At 73.7% G+C, this 23,427-nt stretch carries 19 protein-coding genes; 10 read left to right on the forward strand and 9 right to left on the reverse strand.

The annotated features are described in order from the left end of the window. Positions 1–232: 232 nt before the first annotated feature. Positions 233–1,072 (reverse strand): hypothetical protein, encoded by an 840-nt coding sequence (locus ACWPWV_RS14505; RefSeq protein WP_454043660.1) that lies wholly within the window; start codon positions 1,070–1,072, stop codon positions 233–235. A gap of 27 nt (positions 1,073–1,099) precedes the next feature. Here ACWPWV_RS14505 and ACWPWV_RS14510 point away from each other — a divergent pair, with 27 nt between their 5' ends. From ACWPWV_RS14510 to ACWPWV_RS14535, 6 genes are all read left to right on the forward strand, one after another. Next, entirely contained in the window at positions 1,100–1,888 is a 789-nt protein-coding gene (locus ACWPWV_RS14510) for an ABC transporter ATP-binding protein (protein WP_454043661.1), read from the forward strand. Positions 1,889–1,996: 108 nt separating this feature from the next. After that, the gene (locus ACWPWV_RS14515) at positions 1,997–2,449 is read left to right on the forward strand and encodes an NfeD family protein (protein ID WP_454043662.1); all 453 of its coding nucleotides are present in this window, start codon (positions 1,997–1,999) and stop codon (positions 2,447–2,449) included. Between the two features lie 60 nt (positions 2,450–2,509). Continuing rightward, positions 2,510–3,811 (forward strand): SPFH domain-containing protein, encoded by a 1,302-nt coding sequence (locus ACWPWV_RS14520; RefSeq protein ID WP_454043663.1) that lies wholly within the window; start codon positions 2,510–2,512, stop codon positions 3,809–3,811. 179 nt (positions 3,812–3,990) lie between these two features. Continuing rightward, positions 3,991–4,671, forward strand: a complete 681-nt coding sequence (locus ACWPWV_RS14525; protein WP_454043664.1) for a TetR/AcrR family transcriptional regulator — start codon at positions 3,991–3,993, stop codon at positions 4,669–4,671. 67 nt (positions 4,672–4,738) lie between these two features. Continuing rightward, positions 4,739–6,472 carry an ABC transporter ATP-binding protein gene (locus ACWPWV_RS14530; protein ID WP_454043665.1) on the forward strand — a complete coding sequence of 578 codons (1,734 nt, stop codon included), beginning with the start codon at positions 4,739–4,741 and terminating at the stop codon, positions 6,470–6,472. Further along, positions 6,469–8,595: an ABC transporter ATP-binding protein gene (locus ACWPWV_RS14535; protein WP_454043666.1), complete on the forward strand. Its 2,127-nt coding sequence runs from the start codon at positions 6,469–6,471 to the stop codon at positions 8,593–8,595. Before ACWPWV_RS14530 ends, ACWPWV_RS14535 begins: the two co-directional genes overlap by 4 nt. Here the strand turns inward: ACWPWV_RS14535 and ACWPWV_RS14540 are convergent. From ACWPWV_RS14540 to ACWPWV_RS14550, 3 genes are all read right to left on the reverse strand, one after another. Continuing rightward, a complete protein-coding gene (locus tag ACWPWV_RS14540; protein WP_454043667.1) occupies positions 8,582–9,040 on the reverse strand; it encodes a pyridoxamine 5'-phosphate oxidase family protein in 459 nt (152 codons plus the stop codon). The two genes, ACWPWV_RS14535 and ACWPWV_RS14540, sit on opposite strands and share 14 nt — an antisense overlap. After that, on the reverse strand, positions 9,037–11,883 hold the full coding sequence (locus ACWPWV_RS14545) for a cation-translocating P-type ATPase (protein WP_454043668.1): 2,847 nt from the start codon (positions 11,881–11,883) through the stop codon (positions 9,037–9,039). Before ACWPWV_RS14545 ends, ACWPWV_RS14540 begins: the two co-directional genes overlap by 4 nt. An 893-nt stretch (positions 11,884–12,776) precedes the next feature. Next, positions 12,777–14,381, reverse strand: coding sequence for a hypothetical protein (locus ACWPWV_RS14550; RefSeq protein WP_454043669.1), 1,605 nt, complete (start codon positions 14,379–14,381; stop codon positions 12,777–12,779). 221 nt (positions 14,382–14,602) lie between these two features. On the opposite strand from ACWPWV_RS14550, the gene ACWPWV_RS14555 reads away from it, so the two are divergent. Then, entirely contained in the window at positions 14,603–15,868 is a 1,266-nt protein-coding gene (locus ACWPWV_RS14555) for a hypothetical protein (protein ID WP_454043670.1), read from the forward strand. Between the two features lie 18 nt (positions 15,869–15,886). Then, positions 15,887–16,765: a TrmH family RNA methyltransferase gene (locus ACWPWV_RS14560; protein ID WP_454043671.1), complete on the forward strand. Its 879-nt coding sequence runs from the start codon at positions 15,887–15,889 to the stop codon at positions 16,763–16,765. A 60-nt stretch (positions 16,766–16,825) separates the two neighbouring features. On the opposite strand, the gene ACWPWV_RS14565 is transcribed toward ACWPWV_RS14560, so the two are convergent. Both ACWPWV_RS14565 and ACWPWV_RS14570 read right to left on the reverse strand, forming a co-directional pair. After that, entirely contained in the window at positions 16,826–18,415 is a 1,590-nt protein-coding gene (locus tag ACWPWV_RS14565) for a Na+/H+ antiporter (protein ID WP_454043672.1), read from the reverse strand. A gap of 89 nt (positions 18,416–18,504) precedes the next feature. Next, a complete protein-coding gene (locus ACWPWV_RS14570) occupies positions 18,505–19,416 on the reverse strand; it encodes a helix-turn-helix transcriptional regulator (protein ID WP_454043673.1) in 912 nt (303 codons plus the stop codon). A 148-nt stretch (positions 19,417–19,564) separates the two neighbouring features. On the opposite strand from ACWPWV_RS14570, the gene ACWPWV_RS14575 reads away from it, so the two are divergent. Next, positions 19,565–19,951: a nuclear transport factor 2 family protein gene (locus ACWPWV_RS14575; protein WP_454043674.1), complete on the forward strand. Its 387-nt coding sequence runs from the start codon at positions 19,565–19,567 to the stop codon at positions 19,949–19,951. Between the two features lie 46 nt (positions 19,952–19,997). Further along, positions 19,998–20,858 carry an SDR family oxidoreductase gene (locus ACWPWV_RS14580; RefSeq protein ID WP_454043675.1) on the forward strand — a complete coding sequence of 287 codons (861 nt, stop codon included), beginning with the start codon at positions 19,998–20,000 and terminating at the stop codon, positions 20,856–20,858. 121 nt (positions 20,859–20,979) lie between these two features. Here ACWPWV_RS14580 and ACWPWV_RS14585 read toward each other — a convergent pair whose 3' ends face one another. The 3 genes from ACWPWV_RS14585 to ACWPWV_RS14595 form a co-directional block, all read right to left on the reverse strand. Beyond that, a complete protein-coding gene (locus ACWPWV_RS14585; RefSeq protein ID WP_454043676.1) occupies positions 20,980–21,345 on the reverse strand; it encodes a DUF2255 family protein in 366 nt (121 codons plus the stop codon). Between the two features lie 75 nt (positions 21,346–21,420). Continuing rightward, positions 21,421–22,470, reverse strand: a complete 1,050-nt coding sequence (locus tag ACWPWV_RS14590; protein WP_454043677.1) for a zinc-binding dehydrogenase — start codon at positions 22,468–22,470, stop codon at positions 21,421–21,423. Between the two features lie 48 nt (positions 22,471–22,518). Then, positions 22,519–23,418, reverse strand: a complete 900-nt coding sequence (locus tag ACWPWV_RS14595) for an aldo/keto reductase (RefSeq protein ID WP_454043678.1) — start codon at positions 23,416–23,418, stop codon at positions 22,519–22,521. Between the last annotated feature and the right edge of the window lie 9 nt (positions 23,419–23,427).

A 23,427-nucleotide genomic window follows, 5' to 3' on the forward strand; every position in this document is an offset into this window, starting at 1 on the left:
GACCGGTTCTCGCCAGAGCCGCGCCCCGCGGCACGTCCGACCCGGCGGCCACGTCCTCGACTCGGCGGGCCAGGACGTGCCGCTGCCGGGCGGGACGAGCGGTGGGGGCGGACCGTGTGCGAAGGGCGTAGGAGCGCGCGCGAGAACGTGACCTCGCAGATCGGGGTGACGGCGCGCCAGCCCGAGCGCACGGACCGACCTCGCCGCGGACGCAACCTGCGACGCGGGAGGCTCAGGGCAGGGGCGTACCGGTCGTGCCGTCGCCCACCCAGAGGGTCGCCGCCCCGATCGCGCGGCGGGACGCCCGGTCCACCTCGCGCAGCGCCGTCGAGCGCTGGTCGGCCTGCCAGAGGTTCACGGCGCCGCCGTCGTCGGCCGTCGCGAGGTCGACGATCGCGCGCAGCCGCACGGCCTGCTCGAGCACGCGGACCGCGCGACCGTCGAGAGCCGCGGGGAGCTGCCACGAGGGCGCGCCGCCCGAGCGCAGGCCCGCGATGGCGTCGGCCGCGTCCTCGCGCCACCGGGCGACGTCGAGCGCGTCGAGCGCCTGCGTCGCGACGAGGAGGGCCGTCCGGAGCTCGTGCTCGGCCTCGCCGAGGGTGCCGGTCGAACCGAGCACCCGGGACGCCCAGGGGGCGACGGCCGTCACGTGCCACGTCACGAGGTGCCCGGGCTCGAGGTCGCTGCCGAACTCGCTGACCTCCGGGGTGAGGGCCCACGACCCCGCGGGCGTCGTGACGAGGACGCACTCCCCGACGTCGGTGGCCGCGGGGGCGACCTCGGGCGGGACGCCCGTCACGTCTCCGGGGACGGGTGCGAGCGCGACGACGGCGTGGGCGTCGCCGGACCACGCGCCGACGAGGTCGGCCAGCCGGACGTCGCCCAGCGCACCGGACGCGACGTGCGGCTCGTCGTCGCGCTCGACGGCACGCACGGCGCGCGCGAGGGCGTCGTCGTCGGTGGGAGCACGGTGCGCGGCCCGCAGCCACAGCGCGAGCAGGGCGCTGCGGGGCAGCGCGCCGGGCGCGGACGCCGAGGCCGCCCCGGGCCTGCTGGACGAATGGGAATCCACGTCGGCCAACCTATAGGGTCGGTGACCATGAGCGCCGTTCTCGACCTGCAGGGCGTCACCGTCCGACGTGGCACCACGACCATCCTCGACGCCGTGGACTGGCAGGTGAAGGAGGGTGAGCGCTGGGTGATCCTGGGCCGCAACGGTGCCGGCAAGACCACCATGCTGCAGATCGCCTCGGCGCGCATGCACCCCACGTCGGGGTCGGCCGAGGTCCTGGGCGAGCGCCTGGGCCGCGTCGACGTGTTCGAGCTGCGTCCTCGTATCGGGCTCGCCTCGGCCGCGCTGGCCGAGCGCATCCCGGGCGACGAGACGGTGCGCGACGTCGTGCTCACCGCCGCGTACGGCGTGACCGGTCGGTGGCGCGAGAGCTACGAGGACTTCGACACCGAGCGCGCGGACGACCTGCTGCGCGCGTTCGGGGTGGACGGTCTCGCGGACCGCACGTTCGGGACGCTGTCGGAGGGCGAGCGCAAGCGGACGCAGATCGCCCGCGCGCTCATGACGGACCCCGAGATCCTCCTGCTCGACGAGCCCGCCGCCGGCCTGGACCTCGGCGGGCGCGAGGAGCTCGTCGCCGCGCTGTCGGAGCTCGCGGGGGACCCGGCGTCGCCCGTCCTCGTGCTCGTCACGCACCACGTCGAGGAGATCCCGCCGGGCTTCACGCACCTCATGCTCCTGCGCGACGGCCAGGTCCACCGGGCGGGCCCCATCGGTGAGGTCCTCACGGCCGAGAACCTCAGCGAGGCCTTCGGGCTGCCGCTGGTCGTGGCGCACGGCGGCGGGCGCTGGATGGCCCGCGCGGCGCGGCCGTGACCTGACGCCGGACGTCTTCGGTCCCGGTCCCGGGTGCGGGCGCGTGCGAGGCGGCGCGTCGAACGGGTAAAGTAGTCGTAAAGACCGCACGGACGATCGGGGGTCGAGATGGACTGGCTGTGGTGGGTCGGGGGCGCGCTCGTCTTCGCGCTGATCGAGATCATCTCGCTCGACCTGGTGCTCATCATGTTCGCGGGCGGCGCGCTCGCGGCGGCCGGCGTGAACGCCGCGGGCGGACCGCTGTGGCTGCAGATCCTCACGTTCGCCGTGGTGAGCGTGATCCTGCTCCTCACCCTGCGCCCGTGGTTGCTGCGGGGGCTGCGCGACCGCGTCCCGCTCACCGAGACGAACGTCGCCGCGCACGTCGGTCGCGCCGCGCTCGCCGTCGACCAGGTCACCGAGGTCGGCGGCCGGGTCAAGCTCGTGGGCGAGGTCTGGACCGCGCGCACGGAACCCGACGCGCCACCGATCCCCGCCGGGGCGGACGTGCGCGTGCTGCGCATCGACGGCGCGACGGCCGTCGTCGCCCCGTTCCCGGCCGATCATCCCCGAGGTACCTGACCACACCCGAGACGACCCCGCGCTCCCGGCCGACGGGGGCCGACGACCAGGAGGCAGCCGATGAACGACCCCAGCCCCGGAACGATCCTCGCCTACATCGTCCTCGCTCTCGTCCTGATCTTCGTGATCGTCGCGCTGGTCAAGGCGGTGCGCATCGTGCCGCAGGCCGTGGCGCTGATCGTCGAGCGGCTCGGGCGCTACTCGCGCACGCTGGAGCCGGGCCTGCACCTGCTCGTCCCGTTCGTGGACCGCGTCCGTGCGTCGGTGGACCTGCGCGAGCAGGTGGTCTCGTTCCCGCCGCAGCCGGTCATCACGTCCGACAACCTCGTGGTGAGCATCGACACCGTCATCTACTTCCAGGTCACGGACCCGAAGTCCGCGGTGTACGAGATCGCGAACTACATCACGGCGATCGAGCAGCTCACCGTCACGACGCTCCGCAACGTCATCGGGTCGATGGACCTCGAGCAGACGCTCACGAGCCGCGACCAGATCAACGGACAGCTGCGCGGCGTCCTCGACGAGGCGACCGGCCGCTGGGGCATCCGCGTCAACCGGGTCGAGCTCAAGTCGATCGACCCGCCGGCGAGCGTGCAGGGCTCGATGGAGCAGCAGATGCGCGCCGAGCGCGACCGGCGCGCCGCGATCCTCACGGCGGAGGGCGTCAAGCAGTCGCAGGTGCTCACGGCGGAGGGCGAGAAGCAGGCCGCGATCCTGCGCGCCGAGGGTGACGCGCAGTCGCAGATCCTCCGGGCCGAGGGCGAGTCGCGGGCGATCCTCCAGGTGTTCGACGCGATCCACGAGGGCGACGCCGACCCCAAGCTCCTCGCGTACCAGTACCTGCAGATGCTGCCGCAGATCGCGAACGGGAGCGCGAGCAAGCTGTGGGTCGTGCCGACCGAGTTCACGGCTGCGCTCGGCTCGATCGCCAAGGGCTTCGGCGGCGTCCCCGGCCTCGCGGGCGGGGGAGTGCCCGGTCCGACGCCCGCGGAGGACGCCGAGGCGGCGGAGGCCAGCGCGGAGGCCCGCCGGGAGCGTGACCGCGACCGCGTGCGGTTCGGGACGCCGTCGCTCACCGACCCGGCCGAGGCGCTCGCCGAGGCGCGACGCCTGGCCGAGGCGGCCACGGCCGACGCGACGAGCTCGGGCACGCGCTCCGGGCTCCCGTTCGACCCGTCGACGGAGCGCGGCCAGCACCCCGGTGGCGAACGTCGGGCGACGCCCGCGGAGCCGGGGTCGACGTCCCCCCGGCCGCTGGGCGGCTCGCCCGCGGCGCCGCCGCCGCCCCCCGCGACCGAGGACGAGCCGCCGACGGACGAGCCTCCGTTCGGGCAGCCGCCGTCGTTCGAGCCGGGGCGCTGACCCCGAGCCCGTGCCCCCGTACCGACGCCCTGCGGACGCCGGTGCGGACGCCGCGCGGGACCGCGCAGGAGACCCGACGAGGACCCCGCACGACCGTGTGCGGGGTCCTCGTGCGCCCGCCCGGGTCCGCTGCGGGAAAATCCCTTGCAAGTGAGTGCTCACTCATTTACGCTCGTCCCGTGGTCGTATCCCCTCCTGTCGCCGCGCGCGCCGAGCGCGCCGCGCGCATGTCCCGCGAGGACCGGCGGGACGCGATCGCGGCAGCGACGGTGCCGCTGCTCGTGGAGCACGGTGCCGCCGTCACGACGCGTCAGATCGCCGAGGCCGCGGGCGTCGCGGAGGGCACGCTCTTCCGGGCGTTCACGGACAAGGACGAGCTCCTGCGCGCCGCCGTGGTCCGCTCGCTCGACCCGCAGCCGCTCGTCGACGCGATCCTCGCCCTGCCGGGGGACGATCTCGCCGCGCTCGTCCGAGAGCTCGCCGGGCTCCTCGCCGAGGCCCAGCGGGCGGGCATGCGCGTCTTCGCGGTCGCGCACCAGGTCCTCGGCGGGCGCCTCGGTCCCGAGGGCTCGAGCCGCGAGACGCGGCCGGTGCACGACCGTGCGGGCCACGGGCATCCCGGTCTCGACGCGCGCCAGCGCTCGGTCGCGGCGCTGCGCACGGCGATCGAGGAGCGGCTGCGTCCGCACGCCGACGAGCTCCGCGTGCCCGCGCACGTCGCGGCGACGGTCGTCTCGTCGTTCGTCTTCGGCAACGCCGTCCCGCACCTCGCGGGCGCCAGCCCTCTCGACGCCGACCAGGTCGCCGACCTCCTCCTGCACGGGATCGCCGAGCCCACGGGCACCGACCCGTCCCCCTGACCCGGACGGCGTCGCCCGTGGCGACGTCCCCGATCCGTCCCTGATCCGTCCCAGCGACAGGACTCCCATGCTCCTCAGACTCCTGCGAGCCCACCTGCGCCCGTACACCACGTCGATCGTGGTCGTCCTGGTCCTCCAGCTCGTCCAGACCATGGCGACCCTCTACCTGCCGAGCCTCAACGCCGACATCATCGACCAGGGCGTGACGCAGGGCGACACCGCCTACATCATGCGCACCGGCGGCGTCATGCTCGCCGTCAGCCTGGGGCAGGTCGTGTGCGCGATCGTCGCCGTCTACTACGGCGCCCGTGTCGCGATGGCGCTCGGTCGCGACGTGCGCGCCGGCCTCTTCACCAACGTCCAGCTCTTCTCGGCGCAGGAGATGGGCCGGTTCGGCGCACCGTCGCTCATCACGCGCACGACCAACGACGTCCAGCAGGTGCAGATGGTCGTGCTGCTGTCCTTCACGATCATGGTGATGGCGCCGATCATGCTCGTGGGCGGCGTCATCATGGCGCTGCAGGAGAACGTCGAGCTGTCCGGGCTCCTGCTCGTGATCGTCCCCGTGCTGGGCGTGACCGTCGGCCTCATCGTCGCCCGGATGGTCCCGTACTTCCGGCAGATGCAGAAGCGCATCGACACGATCAACGCCGTCCTGCGCGAGCAGATCACGGGCATCCGCGTCATCCGGGCGTTCGTGCGCGAGCGCCACGAGGAGCGGCGGTTCGGGACGGCCAACGAGGCGCTGTTCGACACCTCCCTGCGCGCCGGCAAGCTCATGGCCCTGATGTTCCCGACGGTCATGCTCGTCATGAACGCGTCGAGCGTCGCGGTGCTGTGGTTCGGCGGCCGGCAGATCGACGCCGGCGACATGGAGGTCGGGGCGCTCACGGCGTTCCTGTCCTACCTCATGTACATCCTCATGGCCGTGATGATGTCGACGATGATGTTCGTCATGGTGCCGCGTGCCGCGGTCTCGGCCGAGCGCATCACCGAGGTGCTCGACGCCCAGGCGTCCGTCGTCGAGCCCGAGCGGCCCACGCCGCTCGTCGAGCGCACCGGCCGGGTCGAGCTCGAGCACGTCGAGTTCCGCTACCCGGGCGCGGAGGAGCCGGTCCTGCACGACGTGTCGTTCGTCGCCGAGCCGGGCCGCACGACGGCGATCATCGGCTCGACCGGTTCGGGCAAGACGACGCTCCTCAACCTCGTGCCACGGCTGTTCGACGTCACGGGCGGGTCGGTGCGGATCGACGGCACGGACGTGCGCGACCTGCGCGGCGAGGACCTCGGCTCGCTCCTCGGCCTCGTGCCGCAGAAGGCCTACCTGTTCTCGGGGACGGTCGCCGACAACCTGCGCTACGGCCGGCCGGAGGCGACCGACGACGAGCTCTGGACGGCCCTCGAGGTCGCGCAGGCCCGGGACTTCGTCGAGGAGCTCGACCAGGGGCTCGCGTCCCCGGTCGCGCAGGGCGGGACGAACTTCTCCGGCGGTCAGCGGCAGCGGCTCGCGATCGCCCGCGCCGTGGTCCGCGAACCGGCCGTCTACCTCTTCGACGACTCGTTCTCCGCGCTCGACTACGCGACCGACGCACGGCTGCGCGCCGCGCTCGCGCCACGGACCCGCCGCTCGACCGTCATCGTCGTCGCGCAGCGCGTCGCGACCATCCGCGGTGCCGACCAGATCCTCGTGCTCGACCACGGCCGGATCGTCGGCCGCGGGACGCACGGCGAGCTCCTCGAGTCGAACGAGACCTACCAGGAGATCGTCTACTCCCAGCTCTCCATGGAGGAGGCAGCATGAGCCGCGAGCAGAGCACCCCGGTCGGCGGCGACGCCGCCTCCGCGACGGCGGACGGCACGACGCCCGACGGCGCGACGACAGGACCGCGCGACGTCGCCTCGACCCGGCTCCGCGGCCGCCCCACCGGGGGCGGCCACGGTCCGATGGGCGGCATGGGCATGCCCGGCGAGAAGGCGATGAACTTCCGTGGCACCCTGCGCCGGTTCGCCGGCGCGCTGCGCCCCGAGCGGCTGCCGGTCCTCGCGGTCCTCGTCCTCGGCATCGTCTCGGTCGCGCTCGCCGTCGCCGGACCGAAGCTCCTCGGGAACGCGACGAACGTCATCTTCGCGGGCGTCGTGGGAGCGCAGCTGCCCGCCGGCATCACGCAGGCGCAGGCGGTGCAGGGGCTCCGGGACCAGGGCCAGGACCAGCTCGCCGACCTCGTGTCGGGCATGGTCGGCCTCGTCCCGGGCCAGGGGATCGACTTCACGGCGCTCGCGACGGTCCTCGCGTGGGTGCTCGCTGTCTACGTCGGCTCGTTCCTCTTCGGCTGGCTGCAGGCGCGCATCACGGCGATCGTCGTGCAGCGGACCGTGTTCCGGCTGCGCGGGGACGTGCAGACGAAGCTCGGCCGCCTGCCGCTGTCGTACTTCGACCGCAACTCGCGCGGCGAGATCCTCTCGCGCGTGACGAACGACATCGACAACATCTCGCAGACGCTCACGCAGACGCTGTCCCAGCTCGTCACCTCGATCCTCACGGTGGTCGGCGTGCTCGCGATGATGTTCTGGATCTCCCCGCTGCTCGCGGTCGTCGCGCTCGTCACGGTGCCGCTGTCGGTGGTGATCACGGCGCAGATCGCGAAGCGCTCGCAGCCCCAGTTCATCGAGCAGTGGGCGGCGACCGGCCGCCTCAACGCGCACATCGAGGAGATGTACACCGGCCACACGCTCGTCAAGGTGTACGGCCACCAGCAGGCGGCGATCGAGGACTTCGACCGCGAGAACGACGCGCTGTACCGCTCGAGCTTCAAGGCGCAGTTCATCTCCGGCACGATCCAGCCGGCGATGGGTTTCGTCGCGAACCTCAACTACGTCGTCGTGGCGGTCGTGGGCGGTCTGCGCGTGGCGTCGGGGACGATGACGCTCGGCGACGTGCAGGCGTTCATCCAGTACTCGCGCCAGTTCACGCAGCCCATCACGCAGATCGCGTCGATGATGAACCTGCTCCAGTCGGGCGTCGCGTCCGCGGAGCGCGTCTACGACCTGCTCGACGCCGAGGAGCAGTCGCCCGACCCGTCGCCGTCCGTGCGGGTCGAGCCCGTGCGCGGCCGGGTCGCGTTCGAGGACGTCTCGTTCTCGTACGACCCGGACGTGCCGCTCATCGAGCACCTCGACCTCGTCGTGGAGCCCGGGCAGACGATCGCGATCGTCGGCCCGACGGGTGCCGGCAAGACCACGCTGGTCAACCTGCTCATGCGGTTCTACGACGTGGACTCCGGGCGGATCACGCTCGACGGGGTGGACACGCGCGACATGACGCGCGACGACCTGCGCTCCGACATCGGCATGGTGCTGCAGGACACGTGGCTGTTCAAGGGCACGATCGAGGAGAACCTGCGCTACGGCGTGAGGGAGTCGCGTCAGGCCGACGGTGTCGACGACGAGGCGTTCCTCGCCGCGACGCGCGCGACGTCCGTCGACCCGTTCGTGCGGACCCTGCCCGACGGGTACGCGACCGTCATCGACGACGAGGGCAGCAGCGTCTCGGCGGGGGAGAAGCAGCTCCTGACGATCGCGCGGGCGTTCCTCGCCGACCCGGCGATCCTCGTCCTCGACGAGGCGACGAGCTCGGTCGACACGCGCACCGAGGTGCTCGTCCAGGAGGCGATGAACGCCCTGCGCGCGGGACGCACGTCGTTCGTCATCGCGCACCGGCTGTCGACCATCCGCGACGCCGACACGATCCTCGTCATGGAGCGGGGCTCGATCGTCGAGCAGGGCTCGCACGACGAGCTGCTCGCCGCGGGCGGAGCCTACTCGCGCCTCTACGAGAGCCAGTTCGCGGCTCCCGTCGGGGCGGAGGCCGAGGACCCCGCCGCGTCGCCCGCGCACGTCGACGACGTGCCGGCTAGGAGACCCTGACGCGCTCGTCGTGGTCGTCGAGCACGAAGAGCTCGACGGCGACGGCGCGGTACAGGCGGTGCCTCGCGGGGGCGCGCAGGGCCGCCGGGTCCCAGGAGCCGAGCCCGCTCTCGACCGATCGCGCGTCGTAGACGGCGAGGGCGTCGGCGAACGTGCGCTCGTCGACGAGGCTCGCGTCGGCCGCGACGTAGAGCGCGCTGCCCGCACCGGGAGGCCGGCTCGAGTCGAAGACCACGAGCGAGACGCGAGGCCGCTCGGCGATGTTGCGGGAGTGCCGCGCGCCGGGCTTCGACGCCCAGACGTACTCGTCGAGCCCCCGCGCGGCGAACCAGACCGGCGTCGCCCACGGCACCCCGTCCGCGTCGGCCGTCGCGAGCGTGAGGTACGCGTTCTCCGCGACGAGGGACCGGGCGAGCCGGCCGGGGTCCGGACCCGCGCCGCTCACGCCCGGACCGCCGGCGCGGGGACGTGGTCGCGCGCCAGCCAGCGCCGGTCGACCCACTTCGTGACCTCGACGAGCAGGAACACGACGACCGAGAGCCCGAGCGTCTTGCCCCACTCCGCGGGCCCGATCGGTGCGGACTCGAACCAGGAGTGCATGAAGGGCGTGTAGACGAAGACCAGCTGCAGCACGAGCAGCGTCGCGGCTGAGATCCAGATGACACGGTTGCCGCGCAGGACGTCGGGCGTGAGGCTCGAGCGGTCGAGGAACCGGCAGTTGAAGAGGTACGCGAGCTGGCCGAGGGCCAGCATCGTCACGGCCGTCGTCTGCGCCTCCGCGAGCGGGACGCCCTGCGAGCGCTCGACGTAGAACAGCAGGATCGTCGCGCCGCCGATGAGGAACGACACGAGCAGGACGCGGCGCAGGTACGCGCCGTCGAGGATCGACGCACCGGGGTCGCGCGGCGCGCGGCGCATGACGTCGGGCTCCGCCCTCTCGTAGGCGAGCGCGAGGGACAGCGTCACCGCGGTGATCATGTTGATCCAGAGCACCTGGACGGGCTGGAGCGGGAGCGTGAGGCCGAACAGCACCGCGACGAGGATCACGAGCGACTGCGCCCCGTTGGTCGGCAGGAGGAACAGGACCGACTTGCGGATGTTGTCGTAGATCCGGCGCCCCTCCTTCACGGCGCGCTCGATCGTCGCGAAGTTGTCGTCCGCGAGGACGACCTCCGCGGCCTCCTTCGTCGCCTCGGTGCCCTTGATCCCCATCGCGACGCCGACGTCCGCCTGGGTGAGGGCGGGCGCGTCGTTCACGCCGTCGCCCGTCATCGCGACGACCTCGCCGTGGGACTGCAGCGCCGAGACGATCCGGATCTTGTGCTCGGGGCTCGTGCGCGCGTAGACGTCGACGTCGCGCACGACCGCGCGCAGCCGTTCCGTCGACATCGCCTCGAGCTCCGGGCCGGTGAGGACGGTGGGCCCGGCGGCGTGACCGTCCGCGCCGGGCGCGGTGTCGACGATGCCCATCTCACGCCCGATGGCGACCGCGGTGCCGGCGTGGTCGCCCGTGATCATCTTCACGCGGATGCCCGCGTCGCGGCACTCGGCGATCGCCGCGACCGCCTCGGGCCGCGGAGGGTCGACGATCCCGACGAGCCCGCACAGCTCCAGGCCCGTCGCGACGTCGTCCGCGTCGAGCGTCGAGGTGCCCTCGGCCGCCGTCGTGCGGGCGGCGGCGAGGACGCGCAGCCCCCGTGCGCCGAGGGCGTCGATCTGCTGCTCCCACAGGTCACGGTCGAGCGGCGCCGTGCGGCCGTCCGGCCCGGTCTGCGTCGTGCAGCGGTCGAGCACCCGGTCCGGGGCCCCCTTGACGTGCACGTGCAGCGCGCCGGCGGGGTCCGCGTCGAGCGTCGCCATGAACTTGTTCTCGGACTCGAACGGCACGACGGCGACGCGCCGCCACCCCGTGGGGTCGACACCCGCCTTCATGCCGAGCGTCCGGAGCGCCCCCTCGGTCGGCTCGCCGACCAGGCGCCAGCCGTCGGCGTCCGCCTCGTCGGGCACGATGCGCGCGTCGTTGCACAGCATCATGGCCGTCGCGACCGCCGCCAGGTCCGGGTCGTCGGCGAGGTCGGCGTGCCGGCCGTCCGCGGCGCCGTCCGGTCGCGCCCCGCCCGGCGCTGCGTCGTCGGGCCCGAGCGTCACGTCACCGACGGGCGCGTACCCGGCGCCCGAGACGGCGAACGACCGCACGGCCGTGCGCACGGTCCGGGCCGTCATCTCGTTCTTCGTGAGCGTCCCGGTCTTGTCCGAGCAGATCGTCGTCACGGAGCCGAGCGTCTCGACCGCGGGGAGCTTGCGCGTGATCGCGCGCCGGCGCGCCATCTGCTGCACGCCGAGCGCGAGCGTGATGGTCACGAGCGCGGGCAGGCCCTCCGGGACCGCCGCGACGGCGAACCCGATCGACGCCGAGATGAGCTCGGGCACGGAGAAGTCGTGCACTGCGCGCCCGATGATCACCATGACGACGGCCATCGCGAGGATGAGGACCGCGAGGATCTTGCCGAAGCGGTCGAGCTGGCGCGTGAGCGGCGTCTCGAGGTTGCGGACCTCGGAGATCATCGTCTGGATGCGGCCGATCTCGGTCGCCTGGCCGGTCGCCGTGACGACTCCCACGCCCTGCCCGGCGGCGACGATCGTCCCGGAGAACAGCATGCTCGTCCGGTCGCCGACGCCCGCGTCCGCCTCGACGGCCGCGACCTTCTTCGACGACGCCACCGACTCGCCCGTGAGCGCCGACTCCTCGACACGCAGGTTCGTCGCCTGCAGCAGGCGCACGTCGGCGGGGACCTTGTCGCCCGAGCGCACGCGCACGACGTCCCCCGGCACGACGTCGTCGGCGTCGATGCTCGCCCACGCCCCGTCGCGGCGGACCTGCGCGGTCACCGAGAGCATGTTCCGGATGCCGTCGAGCGCGCTCTCGGCCCGCCCTTCCTGGATGAACCCGATCGCCGCGTTGATCACGGCGACGGCGAGGATCACGGTGAAGTCGACCCAGTCGCCGAGGATCGCCTTGAGCACCGCGGACACCAGCAGGATGTAGATGAGGATGTCGTCGAAGTGGACGAGGACCCGCTTCCACAACGGGTCGCGCTGCGGCGGCGCCAGGCGGTTCGGCCCCACCTCCGCGAGCCGCGCGGCGGCGTCGTCGCCCGTCAGCCCGTCGTCGGTCGAGCGCAGCGCGGCGACGACGTCGGTCGGTGGCCGCGACCACGGCGCGGTGAGCGCAGGATCGTCGGGGTGGGTCGTGGTCGTGGTCGGCACGGCGTCCGGCGCGGGTCCCATGTGCCCATTCGACCGCCCGCGGGCGCATCGCGCGAGAGGGCGAACGTCCTTCAGCGTCCGTCCGGGTCCGTGAACGGGTCGACGACAGGGACGCCCGTGTCACGGAAGCTCCGGGCGTCGCGGGTGGAAACCGTGAGACCGTGCACCAGCGCGGCCGCCGCGAGCAGCGAGTCGATCGCCGGGAGCGTGCGCGTCGGGGCGCGACCTGACCAGCTCGGAGACGACGTTCGTGTCGAGCAGATACCTCACGAACCGGTCCCCAGGTCGACCTCGCGCAGGGTGGACGGTCGCGCACCACGTCGAGGTCGCCGGCCTCGGACGCCGGCAGGAGGTGGTCGGCGAGCTCGAGCCGGACCCCCGCCAGCTCGTGAGAGGTCGATCCCCACGACCACGGCGACGTCCTTGCCGTGCCGGATATCACCTGGGGTGTGCCGTCGGCTGCCTGCCGCAGCACCTCGCAGAGACGTCGCTTCGCCTCCCGGACCTGCCAGCTCGTCATCGGCGCCACCTCCGGTCGTCCGTCTGGACCGTCTGGTCAGGGCGCGCGGTGTCGTCCCCGTGGCAGGTTCGTGCCCTGCAACCCTCTCTACGTGGTGGGCAGCGTCGCGCGACGGCCGCACGACGTCGACGTCGGAGGTGGGCAGGATGCCTGACGAGCGCACGACCGAGCAGACCGTCCTGGAGCTGCGGATCCACGGCGTGGCGAACACGCCGCCCCACGGCATGCTCGACCTCCCGCCGGGCGAGGTCGAGCAGTGCGACGGCGACGGCCTGGGCAGCTTCTGGGTCCCGACCGCCGCGGCCGACGCGCGGGACCGGGTCGCCGCCACCGGACCGTCCGCCGTCGCCCCGGGCGACCTGCACGCCATCCGTCCCGACGTGCGGCGCGAGGCCTACTCGTGGGGCGCGATGGCGCGGCTCGGCGCGTTCCCGCTCTCCGGCGTCGTCGGTGCGGTCGGGCGCGGGCTCACGCGCGCCCTGTGGGCCCTCAACGTCCCGTTCGGCCTCGCGAACGTCGCGTACTGGGCCCGGCGCGTGCCCGGTGCCGAGGACGGCGACGTCGCCCGCACCCCGGCCCGTCGTGCCGACGAGACCGTCGAGCGCGCGCGGCCCGAGGCGACGGCGGCGGCCGTCCGCGTCTTCGGTCTCGCCCTCACGCTCCTGCTCACCGCGGCGGTCACGACGGTCACGGTCCTCGTCGTCGGGACGCGGTGCATGGGCGTCGTGGCGCCCGACGCGACGACCGTCGACGTGTGCTCCCGCGTCCCCACGCTGCTCGACGGCCTCGCCCGCACGGACCACGGCGACCGCGTGGTCCTGCTCTCGCTCGTCCCCGTCCTCGTCGTCCTCCTGCTGGTCGCCGTCGCGCGTGCCGGCCAGGTCCGGTTCGACGAGCGCGTCTCCCTCGCGCGCGCGGGGCAGGTGCGCGTCGGGGCCGGGACGGGACCGCTGCTGTACCGGGCGGGCTTCTGGAGCCGGCGCGTCGCCGGCCCGTCGGCCCTCCTCGCGCACCTCGCCGCGGCGGTCGCGCTCGTCGCGGTGCTCCTCGCGTGGACGGACGACCGGTCGGGGGCCGGCACGGTGCTGCTGGTCGCCGGTGCCGCCGTGGTCGCCCTGGCCGCCGCCGTCGTCGCGCTGCGCAACGACGACGCGGGGATCCAGGTGACACCGCCCCGCTGGAAGGGCACGCTCGCCGTCGTCGCCCTGGTCCTCGCCGTGCTCGTCTGGGCCGCCTCCGCGGTGGTCAGCGCGCGCCGGACGCCGGGGGGAGAGCTGCCGTCGTACGTCGGGATCGACGTCGCGCCCACGATGCTCGGCGCCGTCCTCACCGGGATCGCCGCGGCCGCCCTCGTGTGGCGGCGCCGCGTCCCGACGCTCGCGTGGGCCGCCGTGCCGGTGGTCGTCACGGCGTGCCTCGCCGTCGTCGCCGTCGCGCGGGTGGTGGACGACGGCGGGGCCGTCGCGGCGTACGGGGGGACCACGAACGCGTTCCTCGTCTGGGGCGCCGTCGCGGCGCTCGCGGTGCCGCTCGGCGTCGCGCTCGTCCCGGCGCTCGCGCCCGTCCGGCGGCAGGGCCCTGAGCGCTGGTCGGGCTGGTCGGGCGCCGGACCGGGCGTGTTCCTGCTCACCGCGACCGCGACCGCGGCGGTGCTCACGAGCCTGCTCGTCCTGGGGACCCAGGTGTACCTGGCCGGCGGCAGGGACGTGCGCCCGGACGCCGAGGGGCAGCTCAGCGTCGCGATCGTGCGGACCGTCCCCGGCGTGCAGGACGTGCCGGTCCCGTCGGCGTACACCGAGTTCGGCATCAGCGCGCTGGTGCTCTGCGCGACCGCGGTCGTCGGGCTCGTCGCGCTCGCCGCTCCGGGCCTGCACGACCTCACCCGGCCGTGGACGACGTGGGTCGGGCGTGCCGCCGGGACGGAGTCCGACACGACCGGACCGACGGCCTGGGCCGCGTCGAGCATCGCCGACGCCGAGCAGCGACGGACCGAGGGCACCCGGCAACGCGTCGCCGACATCCCCGTGGCGCCGCGCCGCGCCGTCCGCGCCCGGCAGCTCGCCGCGGTCACGCACCGGGCGGAGAACGCCGTCGGGGTCCTGGCCCTCGCGTCGTGGTGCACGCTCGTCGTGACGATCCTGCTCGGGCGGACGGGGGAGTCGGTGGCGGGGGTCTGGGAGCTGGGACCAGGACCAGCCGGCAGCCGTCGCGGTGCCCGCCGTGGGGGCGCTGGCCCTGGGGCTCGTGGCCGGCTTCGTCGCCGCGGGGGCGGAGGGGTTCTCCCGGCCGTGGGGGCTGCTGTGGGCCCTCATGTGCTTCCTGCCGCGCAGCGCGCACCCCTTCGGCCCGCCCTGCTACGCGGAGCGCACCGTCCCCGAGGTGGCGGCGCGCGTGGAGTCGTGGCTCGACGCCGAGGACCTGCCGGCACCTCGACGAGCGGGAGCCGCACCACGCCGCCGCGTCGTCCTCTCGGCGCACTCGCTCGGCGCCGTCATGGCCGTCGCCGTCGTGCTCGGTCGGGCGGGCAACCCGGCTCCGCGCACGGACGACGTCGCACCCCCGCTCCGGGCGGACGGCGACGGGCGGCTCGGGCTCCTCACCTACGGGGTCCAGCTCCGTCCGTACTTCGGGAGGTTCTTCCCGTCCCTGCTCGGCCCGCAGGTGCTCGGGACGCCGCCCTGCGGCGGACCGGCGTGGCGCGGGGACCCCTGGCGCCGGCAGAGCACGGACCCCCGGGTCGCGCTGCGCGAGGCCGTCCGGCTCCAGAGCCCCGGGGCGCGGGCCGGGAGCGCGGCCGGGATCGCGCTCGACGCCCACGACGCGCTCCGCCGGACGGCCGTCGCGCGGGACGCCGAGCTGCGGCAGGCCGAGCGCCGGCTGCGCGCGGCGACGGCGCGCGGGCTGACCGGCGGCCGCGTCGAGCTGCTGCGGGCAGAGGTCGTCGCCGCGACGGCGGCGCTCGAGGCGGCCAGGGTGCCGCTGGAGGCGGCGGAGGACGTCGTGGCGGGGGCGGTCGCGACGCGACGGCGGGCGCTCGGCCTCGAGGCCGACGCGACGGAGCGGGCCTACCGTGCCGCGCGGCTCCACGGGGAGGCCGCCACCGCCGAGCGCCGCGCGGCCGACGCGGCGTGGTCCCGCGCGTGCGCCGGGCCGGGCTCCGCGCCGCTCGACCCCGCGACCCCCACGCTCGTCCGGCTCCTGCGGCACCGCGAGCGGCAGCCCGCGTGGGTCAACCTGTGGCGGCGCACCGACGTCCTCGGCTTCCCCGTCGTGTCCTACGGCACGAACCCCGTGGACCGCGGCGCGGACGAGGTCGACCGCGGGGCCTACCTGTTCACCGTCGCCGCGCACAGCGGCTACCCCCGTGCGTGGGCGTACCACCTCGCCCTCGACACGGTGCTCGGCCGGCTCGGGGCGCCGCCGCCCCCGCCGACCGGTGCGCGGGTCGCGCCGCCGGTGGGCACCGTGCCGGTCGGCGCCGCGTGATCGGGGACAATCGACGTCGTGACCCCCGAGAGCCTGCACGTCGTCCGCGTCACCGACCCCGCCGACGAGCGGCTCGCCGACTACACGAGCCTCACCGACGTGGCGCTGCGCGCGAAGCACGAGCCCGAGAAGGGGATCTACATCGCCGAGAGCTCGACCGTCATCCGCCGGGCGCTCGCCGCGGGGCACCGGCCGCGGTCGTTCCTCATGGCGGAGCGCTGGCTGGCTGACCTGGCGGAGGACATCGAGGCGCTCGCCGCGAGGTTCCCCGTCGACGACGCCCCGGGCGGCACGGGCGAACCCGTCCCGGTGTTCGTCGGCGAACCCGACGTGCTCGAGGCGATCACGGGGTTCCACCTGCACCGCGGTGCGCTCGCCGCCATGCACCGGCCGCCGCTGCCGAGCGTCCACGAGCTCGTCGCCGGCGCCCGCGGCGGCGCGGGGGCCCGGCGCGTGGCCGTGCTCGAGGACGTCGTGGACCACACCAACGTGGGCGCGATCTTCCGCTCGGCGGCCGCGCTCGGCGTCGACGCCGTGCTCGTCTCGCCGCGGTGCGCGGACCCGCTGTACCGCCGGTCGGTGCGCGTGAGCATGGGCACGGTGTTCCAGGTGCCGTGGACGCGGTTCGAGTCCTGGCCCGGCGGCCTGGCGGCGCTGCAGGAGGACGGGTTCACGGTCGCGGCGCTCGCGCTGTCCGACGACGCGGTGAGCCTGGACGAGCTCGTCGCCGACGCGCCGGAGCGCCTCGCGCTCGTCCTCGGGACGGAGGGTGACGGGCTGTCGCGCGGCGCGGTCGAGGCGGCCGACCAGGTCGTGACGATCCCGATGGCCGGGGGAGTGGACTCCCTCAACGTCGCGGCGGCGTCGGCGGTGGCGTTCTGGGCGACGCGCGCGTAGCGGCCTGGATCGCGGGCCAGGAGGGCGCCGGCCCGTAGTAGCCGGCGGTGGGTCCGCCGGCTACTCGGTCGTCGTCGTCCGGGTGAGCCGGAGCTCCTCGGTGTCCAGCCGGGCCTGCACCTGGCGCAGGACGGTGTCGTCGATCTCGCGCCGGTCGCGCAGCCGGATGACGGTGTCGCGCTTGCGCGCGAGGAGGCTGAGCCTGAGTTCCGTGTACTCGTCGTCGAGCCGGACGGTGAGGTCGTGAGGCGGGGCGTCGTCGGCGCGCGCGCGGAGGACGGCGAGGTGCTCCTCGTACTCTCCGCGCAGCCGGTCGACGATCGTGGGGTCGGTGCCGAGCTCGGACGCGACCTCGGGCAGCGACCGGAGCGCTTCCTCGGTGGCGGTCGTCTCGGCGAGGTGGCGTTCGCGGACGACGCCGTCGTCGTCGGGCAGGTGAGCCCAGCGGACGACGGGTGCCAGGAGCAGTCCTTGGACGACGAGGGTCGTGGCGACGACGCCGGCGGTGATGAAGACGATGAGGTCGCGGTCCGGGAACGGTGCGCCGGAGCCGAGAGAGGTGGGTACCGAGAGTGCGACGGCGAGGGAGACGGCTCCTCGGAAGCCGGCCACGGTGGACACCATGCGCGCACGGTGGGTGACCCGGCGCAGGCGCTGCGACGGCCGCCGGTCGAGCGCGCGGATCGTGTAGGCGGAGGCCACGAGGAAGGTGAACCGGACGATGACGAGGGTGAGGACGATCAGCGCCACGCCGAGGAGGCCGGTCCTCAGCTCGTCGGTGTCGAGCGCGCGGACGGAGGCGTGGGCCTCGAGGCCGACGAGCACGAAGAGCGAGCCGTTGACGAGGTACGTCGCGAGGGTCCAGAACGCAGTGCTCTGCTGGCGCGCGGCCGCGGTCCCGACGCGGGGGCCCACCTGGCTCATGACGAGCCCCGCCACGACGACCGCGAGGACTCCGGAGGCCTCGACGAGCTCGGCCAGGAGATAGGCGGTGAACGGGATGAGGATCACCAGCACGTTGCTGAGCAGCGTGTCGCGGATGCGGTGACGGGCCAGAGCGGCGATCGCGGCGACGACTGCCCCGATCGCGATGCCGCCGAGGTAGGACACGGCGACGAGGCCGGCGATGTGCCCGACGGCGAGGGTCTCGTCGCCGACGGTCACGCCGACCGCGACGCCGTACAGCACGAGCGCGGTGCCGTCGTTGACGAGACTCTCCGCCCGCAGCACGGTGACGTCACGGCGGGGCAGGGAGCGGGCGAGGGCGCCGACGGCGGTCGCATCGGTGGGGGCGAGCGCCGCACCGAGGACCCAGGCGGGTCCCCACGGCATGCCGAGTGCGTGGGCGACGGTGGCGACGGCAGCCGCCGTGGCCACGACGAGCAGGGTGCTGGTGAGCACGACGCCGCGGAACGTCGCGCGGATCTCGCGCAGGGAGGTGGTCAGGGCCTCCCAGTACAGGAGCATCGGGAGGAAGACCAGGAGCATGAGCTCGGGGGGAAGGTGCACGTCGCGCAGGGCGGGGGCGAAGCCGAGGACGATCCCCGCGACCAGGAGCAGGACGGGCCCGGCGATGCCGGTGCGGCGCGACAGGACCCCGCACGCGAGGATCACCGCGCCGAGGATCACGACGAGCTCGAGACCGATCATGGGTGCCACCTTCTCGCCGTGTCGCCTGCAGGAATCGTGACCCTGCGCTCGATCATCGGCGCCTGCACGGGTCGACCGAGTCGATCGCCCTACTCAGAGTCAGCGCGTGCACCTGCGGTGAGACCGGCCGGAGTGCTGGCGTCCGACGGCTCGTGGCGGTGCGTCGCACTGATCGCCGTGAGCAGGGCGAGCGCGTCGTGCGCGGGTGTGCCGGGCTCGGCGTAGTACGCGATGAGCGTCAGGCCGTCGAGACCGGAGAGCTCCAGCGCCTGGAAGGACAGCTCGAGGTCCCCGACATCCGGGTGGTGGAACTGCTTGACCCCGCTGTGATGGAAGCGCACGTCGTGCACGGCCCACATGCGCCGGAAGTCGTCGCTGCCGACGGAGAGCTCACCGACGAGGTCGGCGAGCTCTCGGCTGTGCGGGGCGCGCCCGGCCTCTTGGCGCAGGATGGCGACCGAGTCCTCGGCCATGTCCTCCCACCGCTCGAGCGCGGTGCGGGCTGCGGGGTCGAGGAAGAGGTACCGCGCGAAGTTCTCCGCGGCGGGGGGCGTCACCCCGCCGGGGTGGTAGAGCTCGCGGGAGAGGTCGTTCATCGCCAGGATGTCGAGGCGCCCGTTGCGGACGAACGCGGGGACCCCGGTCATGGCGTCGAGCAGGTGCTGCACGCCCTGCGGGAGCTTCACCGGTGCCCTGCGCCGCCGCGGACCAGCGCCGGCACTAGCGGCGCGCGCGAGGTCGAACAGGTGCTGGCGCTCGGCGGCGTCGAGCCGAAGGGCGCGGGCCAGCGCGTCCAGGACGGGCTCGGAGGCCCCGGCGACGTTCCCCCGCTCGAACCGGTTGTAGTAGTCCACGCTCATCCCCGCGAGGAGGGCGATCTCCTCACGCCGTAGTCCGGGCACGCGCCGTCGACCGCCTCCTGCGGGCATCCCGACCATCTCCGGGGACAGGCGGGCACGCCGGGTTCGGAGAAAGTCGTGCACCTCGTCTCTGATCGCCATGCTGCCACGCTACGTCCGGTCCCCGGGCCTGAGGCAGGTACTGGCGTTACCTGCAAGAGCCGTCACTACCTCGGCCTGCGCGCGGCTGATTGGCTGGGCGACGAGCCGACGTACCCCTGACCGGCCACACGAACCTGGAGATCGCACCATGACCTCGACGCACGACGACAGCGCCGACCGGCGCGCGATCCTGGCGGCCGACCGCGAGCTGCTCGACGGGCTCGTCCGACGAGACGTGGGCGCGCTCGAGCGGCTCCTCTCCCCGGACTTCGTCGCGGTGCACATCACCGGCCAGGAGCAGAGCCGCGCGGACTGGTTGGCCCAGGTCTCGTCCGGAGCGATGGCTTACCACCACGTCGAGAGGGAGTCGAGCGAGCTTCGGGTCGCCGAAGGCTCCGCCGTGCTCGTCACCCGCAACCTCGTGACTGCGACCATCTGGCGAACGCGCGCGACCTGGCCGCTGGAGTCGACCACCCGCTACGCCCACCGTGTCGGCCGATGGACGGTCCTCCGCTCCGCCGCCACCACGTACTGACCGATGTCCCCGCACCGTGCGGGACACCCACACCGAGGAGCGCGTCATGTCCGTACCAGCTACATCCACCCCCGCCACCGAGGTCGTCGTCGTCATCGGCGCCGGTGCCATCGGCCAGGCGATCGTCCGTCGGGTCGCCGCCGGCCGCACCGTCCTGGTGGCCGACGTCGACGACGACAACGCCGCTGCGGCGGCGCGCAACCTCGAGGGTGCCGGCTACCGGGTGACCACCGGTCACGTCGACGTCTCCGACGGTGCGTCCGTCAGCGCTCTCGCCGAGCAGGCCGCCGCGCTCGGCGCCGTCTCGCGCGTCATCCACACCGCCGGCCTGTCACCGGCGCAGGCGAGCCCGCAGGCGATCATCGCCGTCGACCTCGTCGGTACGGCTCACGTCCTGGAAGCGTTCGGACGCGTGGTCGCCCCGGGAGGGTCCGGCATCGTCATCGCCAGCCAGGCCGGGCACATGATCCCGCCGCTGCCCGCCGACCAGAACGAGGCGCTGTCCCGCACGCCCGCGGGCGACCTCACCGACCTGCCGATGCTGCAGGCGGACGCCGTGCCGAGCTCCGGGTTCGCCTATGCCCTGGCCAAGCGCGCGAACGTGCTGCGGGTCCAGGCCTCCAGCGTCGGGTGGGGCGACCGGAGCGCCCGCCTCAACTCCCTGAGCCCCGGCATCATCATGACGCCTCTGGCCCTCGACGAGTTCAACGGCCCCGCCGGCGAGGCGTACCAGGAGATGGTCCGGACCTCGGCCGCGGGGCGCGTCGGGTCGCCTGACGAGGTCGCCGCGGCCGCCGCCTTCCTGCTCGGCCCCGACGGAGCATTCGTCACCGGCACCGACCTGCTCATCGATGGGGGCGTCATCGCCTCCATCCTCTCCGGCCGGTTCCAGGTGCAGATGGGATGACCGCCCCCGCTGTCGGCGCGGCGGGCGCCTGCCGCTGCGCCTGCGGTCCGACGACGGTGATGACGCTACGTCGCGCGGGGTGTGCGGACGCGCCGGGGCGGTGCACCCTGGTCGCTCGGGGTCAGCGGGGGTCGATGCGCAGCGTGGTGGTGCGCGCGGTGGGCGCGGTGATGGCCTGGACGGCCGAGCCGTCGCCGTACTTGGCGTGGTAAGCGGTGTCGATCGCGTCGTCTCGGGTGTCGTCGCGCGTGAACGTGACCTCGGCGTGTACGCCACCGGAGTCGACGGCTCCGGTGGAGGTCTGCCGCACACCGCGGTACCAGGCGCCGTCCTGCCCGCGGACGGAGCGGACGTACAGGGCGCCGTCGACGACGACGTGCCACACGGTGCGCGGCGTACGCAGCGTCCCGTCGAGGCGGTGTGCCGCGACTCGCAGCTCGCCGTCGCGGTCGATCGCGGCCAGGTCGGCGGGTGTCCAGTCAGCCATGGGATGTCTCCTGTCGGTTCGGGTCGTACGGAACGGCAGAGGGTGGGCGCCCGGTGCGCCCACCCCCTGGTGGTGTCAGGGCCGCAGGGCGACCTTGAGGGACTCGCGCGAGTCCATGAGCCGGTAGGCCTCGGCGACGTCCTCGAGCGGGAGGGTGGCGTCGAACACCTTGCCGGGGTCGATCTCCCCGGTGAGGACCTGGGTGATCGCGGCCTCCTGATAGGCGCGCACGGGTGCCGGGCCGCCGGCAAGGCGTGCGTTCTTGCCGAAGAGAGAGCCGAACCCGACGGGTGCGTCCTCGTACTGGGGGACGCCGACGCGGGAGATGATCCCGCCGGGGCGTACGACGCCGTAGGCCTGCTCGTAGGCGGGCATGTGGCCGACGGCCTCGAGCACGGCGTGCGAGCCCTCGCCGCCGGTCAGGTCCATGACCCGGGCCACGCCCTGCGCGCCGCGCTCGGCGACGACGTCGGTCGCGCCGAACTCACGGCCCAGGTCGGTGCGTGCGGTGTGGTGGCCCATGAGGATGATGCGCTCGGCGCCGAGCTGCTTGGCGGCGAGGACGGCGGACAGCCCGACGGCGCCGTCACCGATCACGGTGACGATCTGGCCGGCCTCGACCTGTGCCATGTGCGCGGCGTGGAATCCGGTGAGGTAGACGTCGGACAGGGTGAGCAGCGAGTTCAGCATGCCCTCGTCGGTGGTGGCCGGGTCGAGGTCGGGCACGACGACGAGGCTGCCGTCGGCCAGCGGGATGCGGGCGAGCTCGGCCTGCAGGCCGCCGGTCTCGGGGGAGCCGTACCAGCCGCCGTGGACGCACGAGGTCTGGAATCCCTCGCGGCAGAACACGCACGTGTTGTCGGAGAACGCGAACGGGGCGATGACGAAGTCGCCCTTCGTCACGTTCTGCACCGCGCTGCCGGTCTCCTCGACGACGCCGATGAGCTCGTGACCCATGGGGTTGCCCTGCTGGGAGGTGGGCATCGAGTGGTAGGGGTGCAGGTCGGACCCGCACACGCAGGCCCGCACGACGCGCACGATCGCGTCGGTGGGCCGCTGGATGGAGGGGTCGGGGACGGTCTCGGTGCGGACGTCGCCGGCGCCGTACATGAACGTTGCTCGCATGAAGCGGTGGCCTCTCAGGTCGGGATCTGCGGGTAGGGGGACGGGGGGTCAGGCTTCGGGGATGTCCATGCCGAAGTTCTCGAGCGTGATGTCGGCGGGGTCCGGGCCCCCGCGCGAGCCGGTGTCCAGGGCGTCGATCGCGGCGAGGTCGTCGTCGGTGAGCTCGAAGTCGGTGACGGCGAAGTTCTCGGCGATGCGCGACGGGGTGACGGACTTGGGGATCGCGGAGCGGCCCTGCTGCAAGTGCCAGCGGAGCATCACCTGCGCCGTTGTCCTGCCGTGGGAGGTCGCGATCCGCCCGATGGTCGGGTCGTCGAGCGTGCTGCGGCGGTCCTCCCCGTAGCCGGGGTAGAACGTGATGCCGCCGATCGGCGACCACGCCTGCGACACGATGCCGTGCTGCGCGTCCGCGGCCAGGAGCTCGGGCTGGCGGAAGTACGGGTGGACCTCGATCTGGTTGACCGCGGGCACCACGGACGTCTCGGCCAGGAGCCGGTCCAGGTGCTCGGGCATGAAGTTGCTGACGCCGATCGCGCGGACCTTGCCGTCGGCGAGCAGCGTCTCGAGGGCCTGGTAGGCCTCGATCGTCAGGTCGAACCGGCTGGGCAGCGGCTGGTGCAGGATCAGGAGGTCGATCGTCTCGACGCCGAGCTTGCCGGCGGACTTGTCGAACGCGTGCAGGGTGGAGTCGTCGCCGTAGTCGCTGATCCAGATCTTGGTCTCGACGAAGATCTCGTCGCGGTCGAGGCCGGACTGGGCGATCGCGCGGCCGACCTCGCGCTCGTTGCCGTAGGCGGCGGCGGTGTCGATGTGGCGGTAGCCGGTGCGCAGCGCCTCGGTGACCGCGTCGACGGTCTCCTGCGGCGGGGTCTGGAAGACGCCGTACCCGAGGGCGGGCATCGTGACGCCGTTGTTCAGAGTCAGGGTGGGGATCGCGTTCGTCGTCATGCCTTCCAC

Source organism: Cellulosimicrobium sp. Marseille-Q8652 (assembly GCF_965112045.1).

Bases quoted from the DNA above. Each gene is read 5' to 3' on its own strand.
- ACWPWV_RS14585 (WP_454043676.1), bottom strand. From the start codon at position 21,345: ATGGCTGACTGGACACCCGCCGACCTGGCCGCGATCGACCGCGACGGC.
- ACWPWV_RS14520 (WP_454043663.1), top strand. From the start codon at position 2,510: ATGAACGACCCCAGCCCCGGAACGATCCTCGCCTACATCGTCCTCGCT.
- ACWPWV_RS14565 (WP_454043672.1), bottom strand. From the start codon at position 18,415: ATGATCGGTCTCGAGCTCGTCGTGATCCTCGGCGCGGTGATCCTCGCG.
- ACWPWV_RS14595 (WP_454043678.1), bottom strand. From the start codon at position 23,418: ATGACGACGAACGCGATCCCCACCCTGACTCTGAACAACGGCGTCACG.
- ACWPWV_RS14575 (WP_454043674.1), top strand. From the start codon at position 19,565: ATGACCTCGACGCACGACGACAGCGCCGACCGGCGCGCGATCCTGGCG.
- ACWPWV_RS14515 (WP_454043662.1), top strand. From the start codon at position 1,997: ATGGACTGGCTGTGGTGGGTCGGGGGCGCGCTCGTCTTCGCGCTGATC.
- ACWPWV_RS14535 (WP_454043666.1), top strand. From the start codon at position 6,469: ATGAGCCGCGAGCAGAGCACCCCGGTCGGCGGCGACGCCGCCTCCGCG.
- ACWPWV_RS14510 (WP_454043661.1), top strand. From the start codon at position 1,100: ATGAGCGCCGTTCTCGACCTGCAGGGCGTCACCGTCCGACGTGGCACC.
- ACWPWV_RS14590 (WP_454043677.1), bottom strand. From the start codon at position 22,470: ATGCGAGCAACGTTCATGTACGGCGCCGGCGACGTCCGCACCGAGACC.
- ACWPWV_RS14580 (WP_454043675.1), top strand. From the start codon at position 19,998: ATGTCCGTACCAGCTACATCCACCCCCGCCACCGAGGTCGTCGTCGTC.
- ACWPWV_RS14570 (WP_454043673.1), bottom strand. From the start codon at position 19,416: ATGGCGATCAGAGACGAGGTGCACGACTTTCTCCGAACCCGGCGTGCC.
- ACWPWV_RS14545 (WP_454043668.1), bottom strand. From the start codon at position 11,883: ATGGGACCCGCGCCGGACGCCGTGCCGACCACGACCACGACCCACCCC.
- ACWPWV_RS14530 (WP_454043665.1), top strand. From the start codon at position 4,739: ATGCTCCTCAGACTCCTGCGAGCCCACCTGCGCCCGTACACCACGTCG.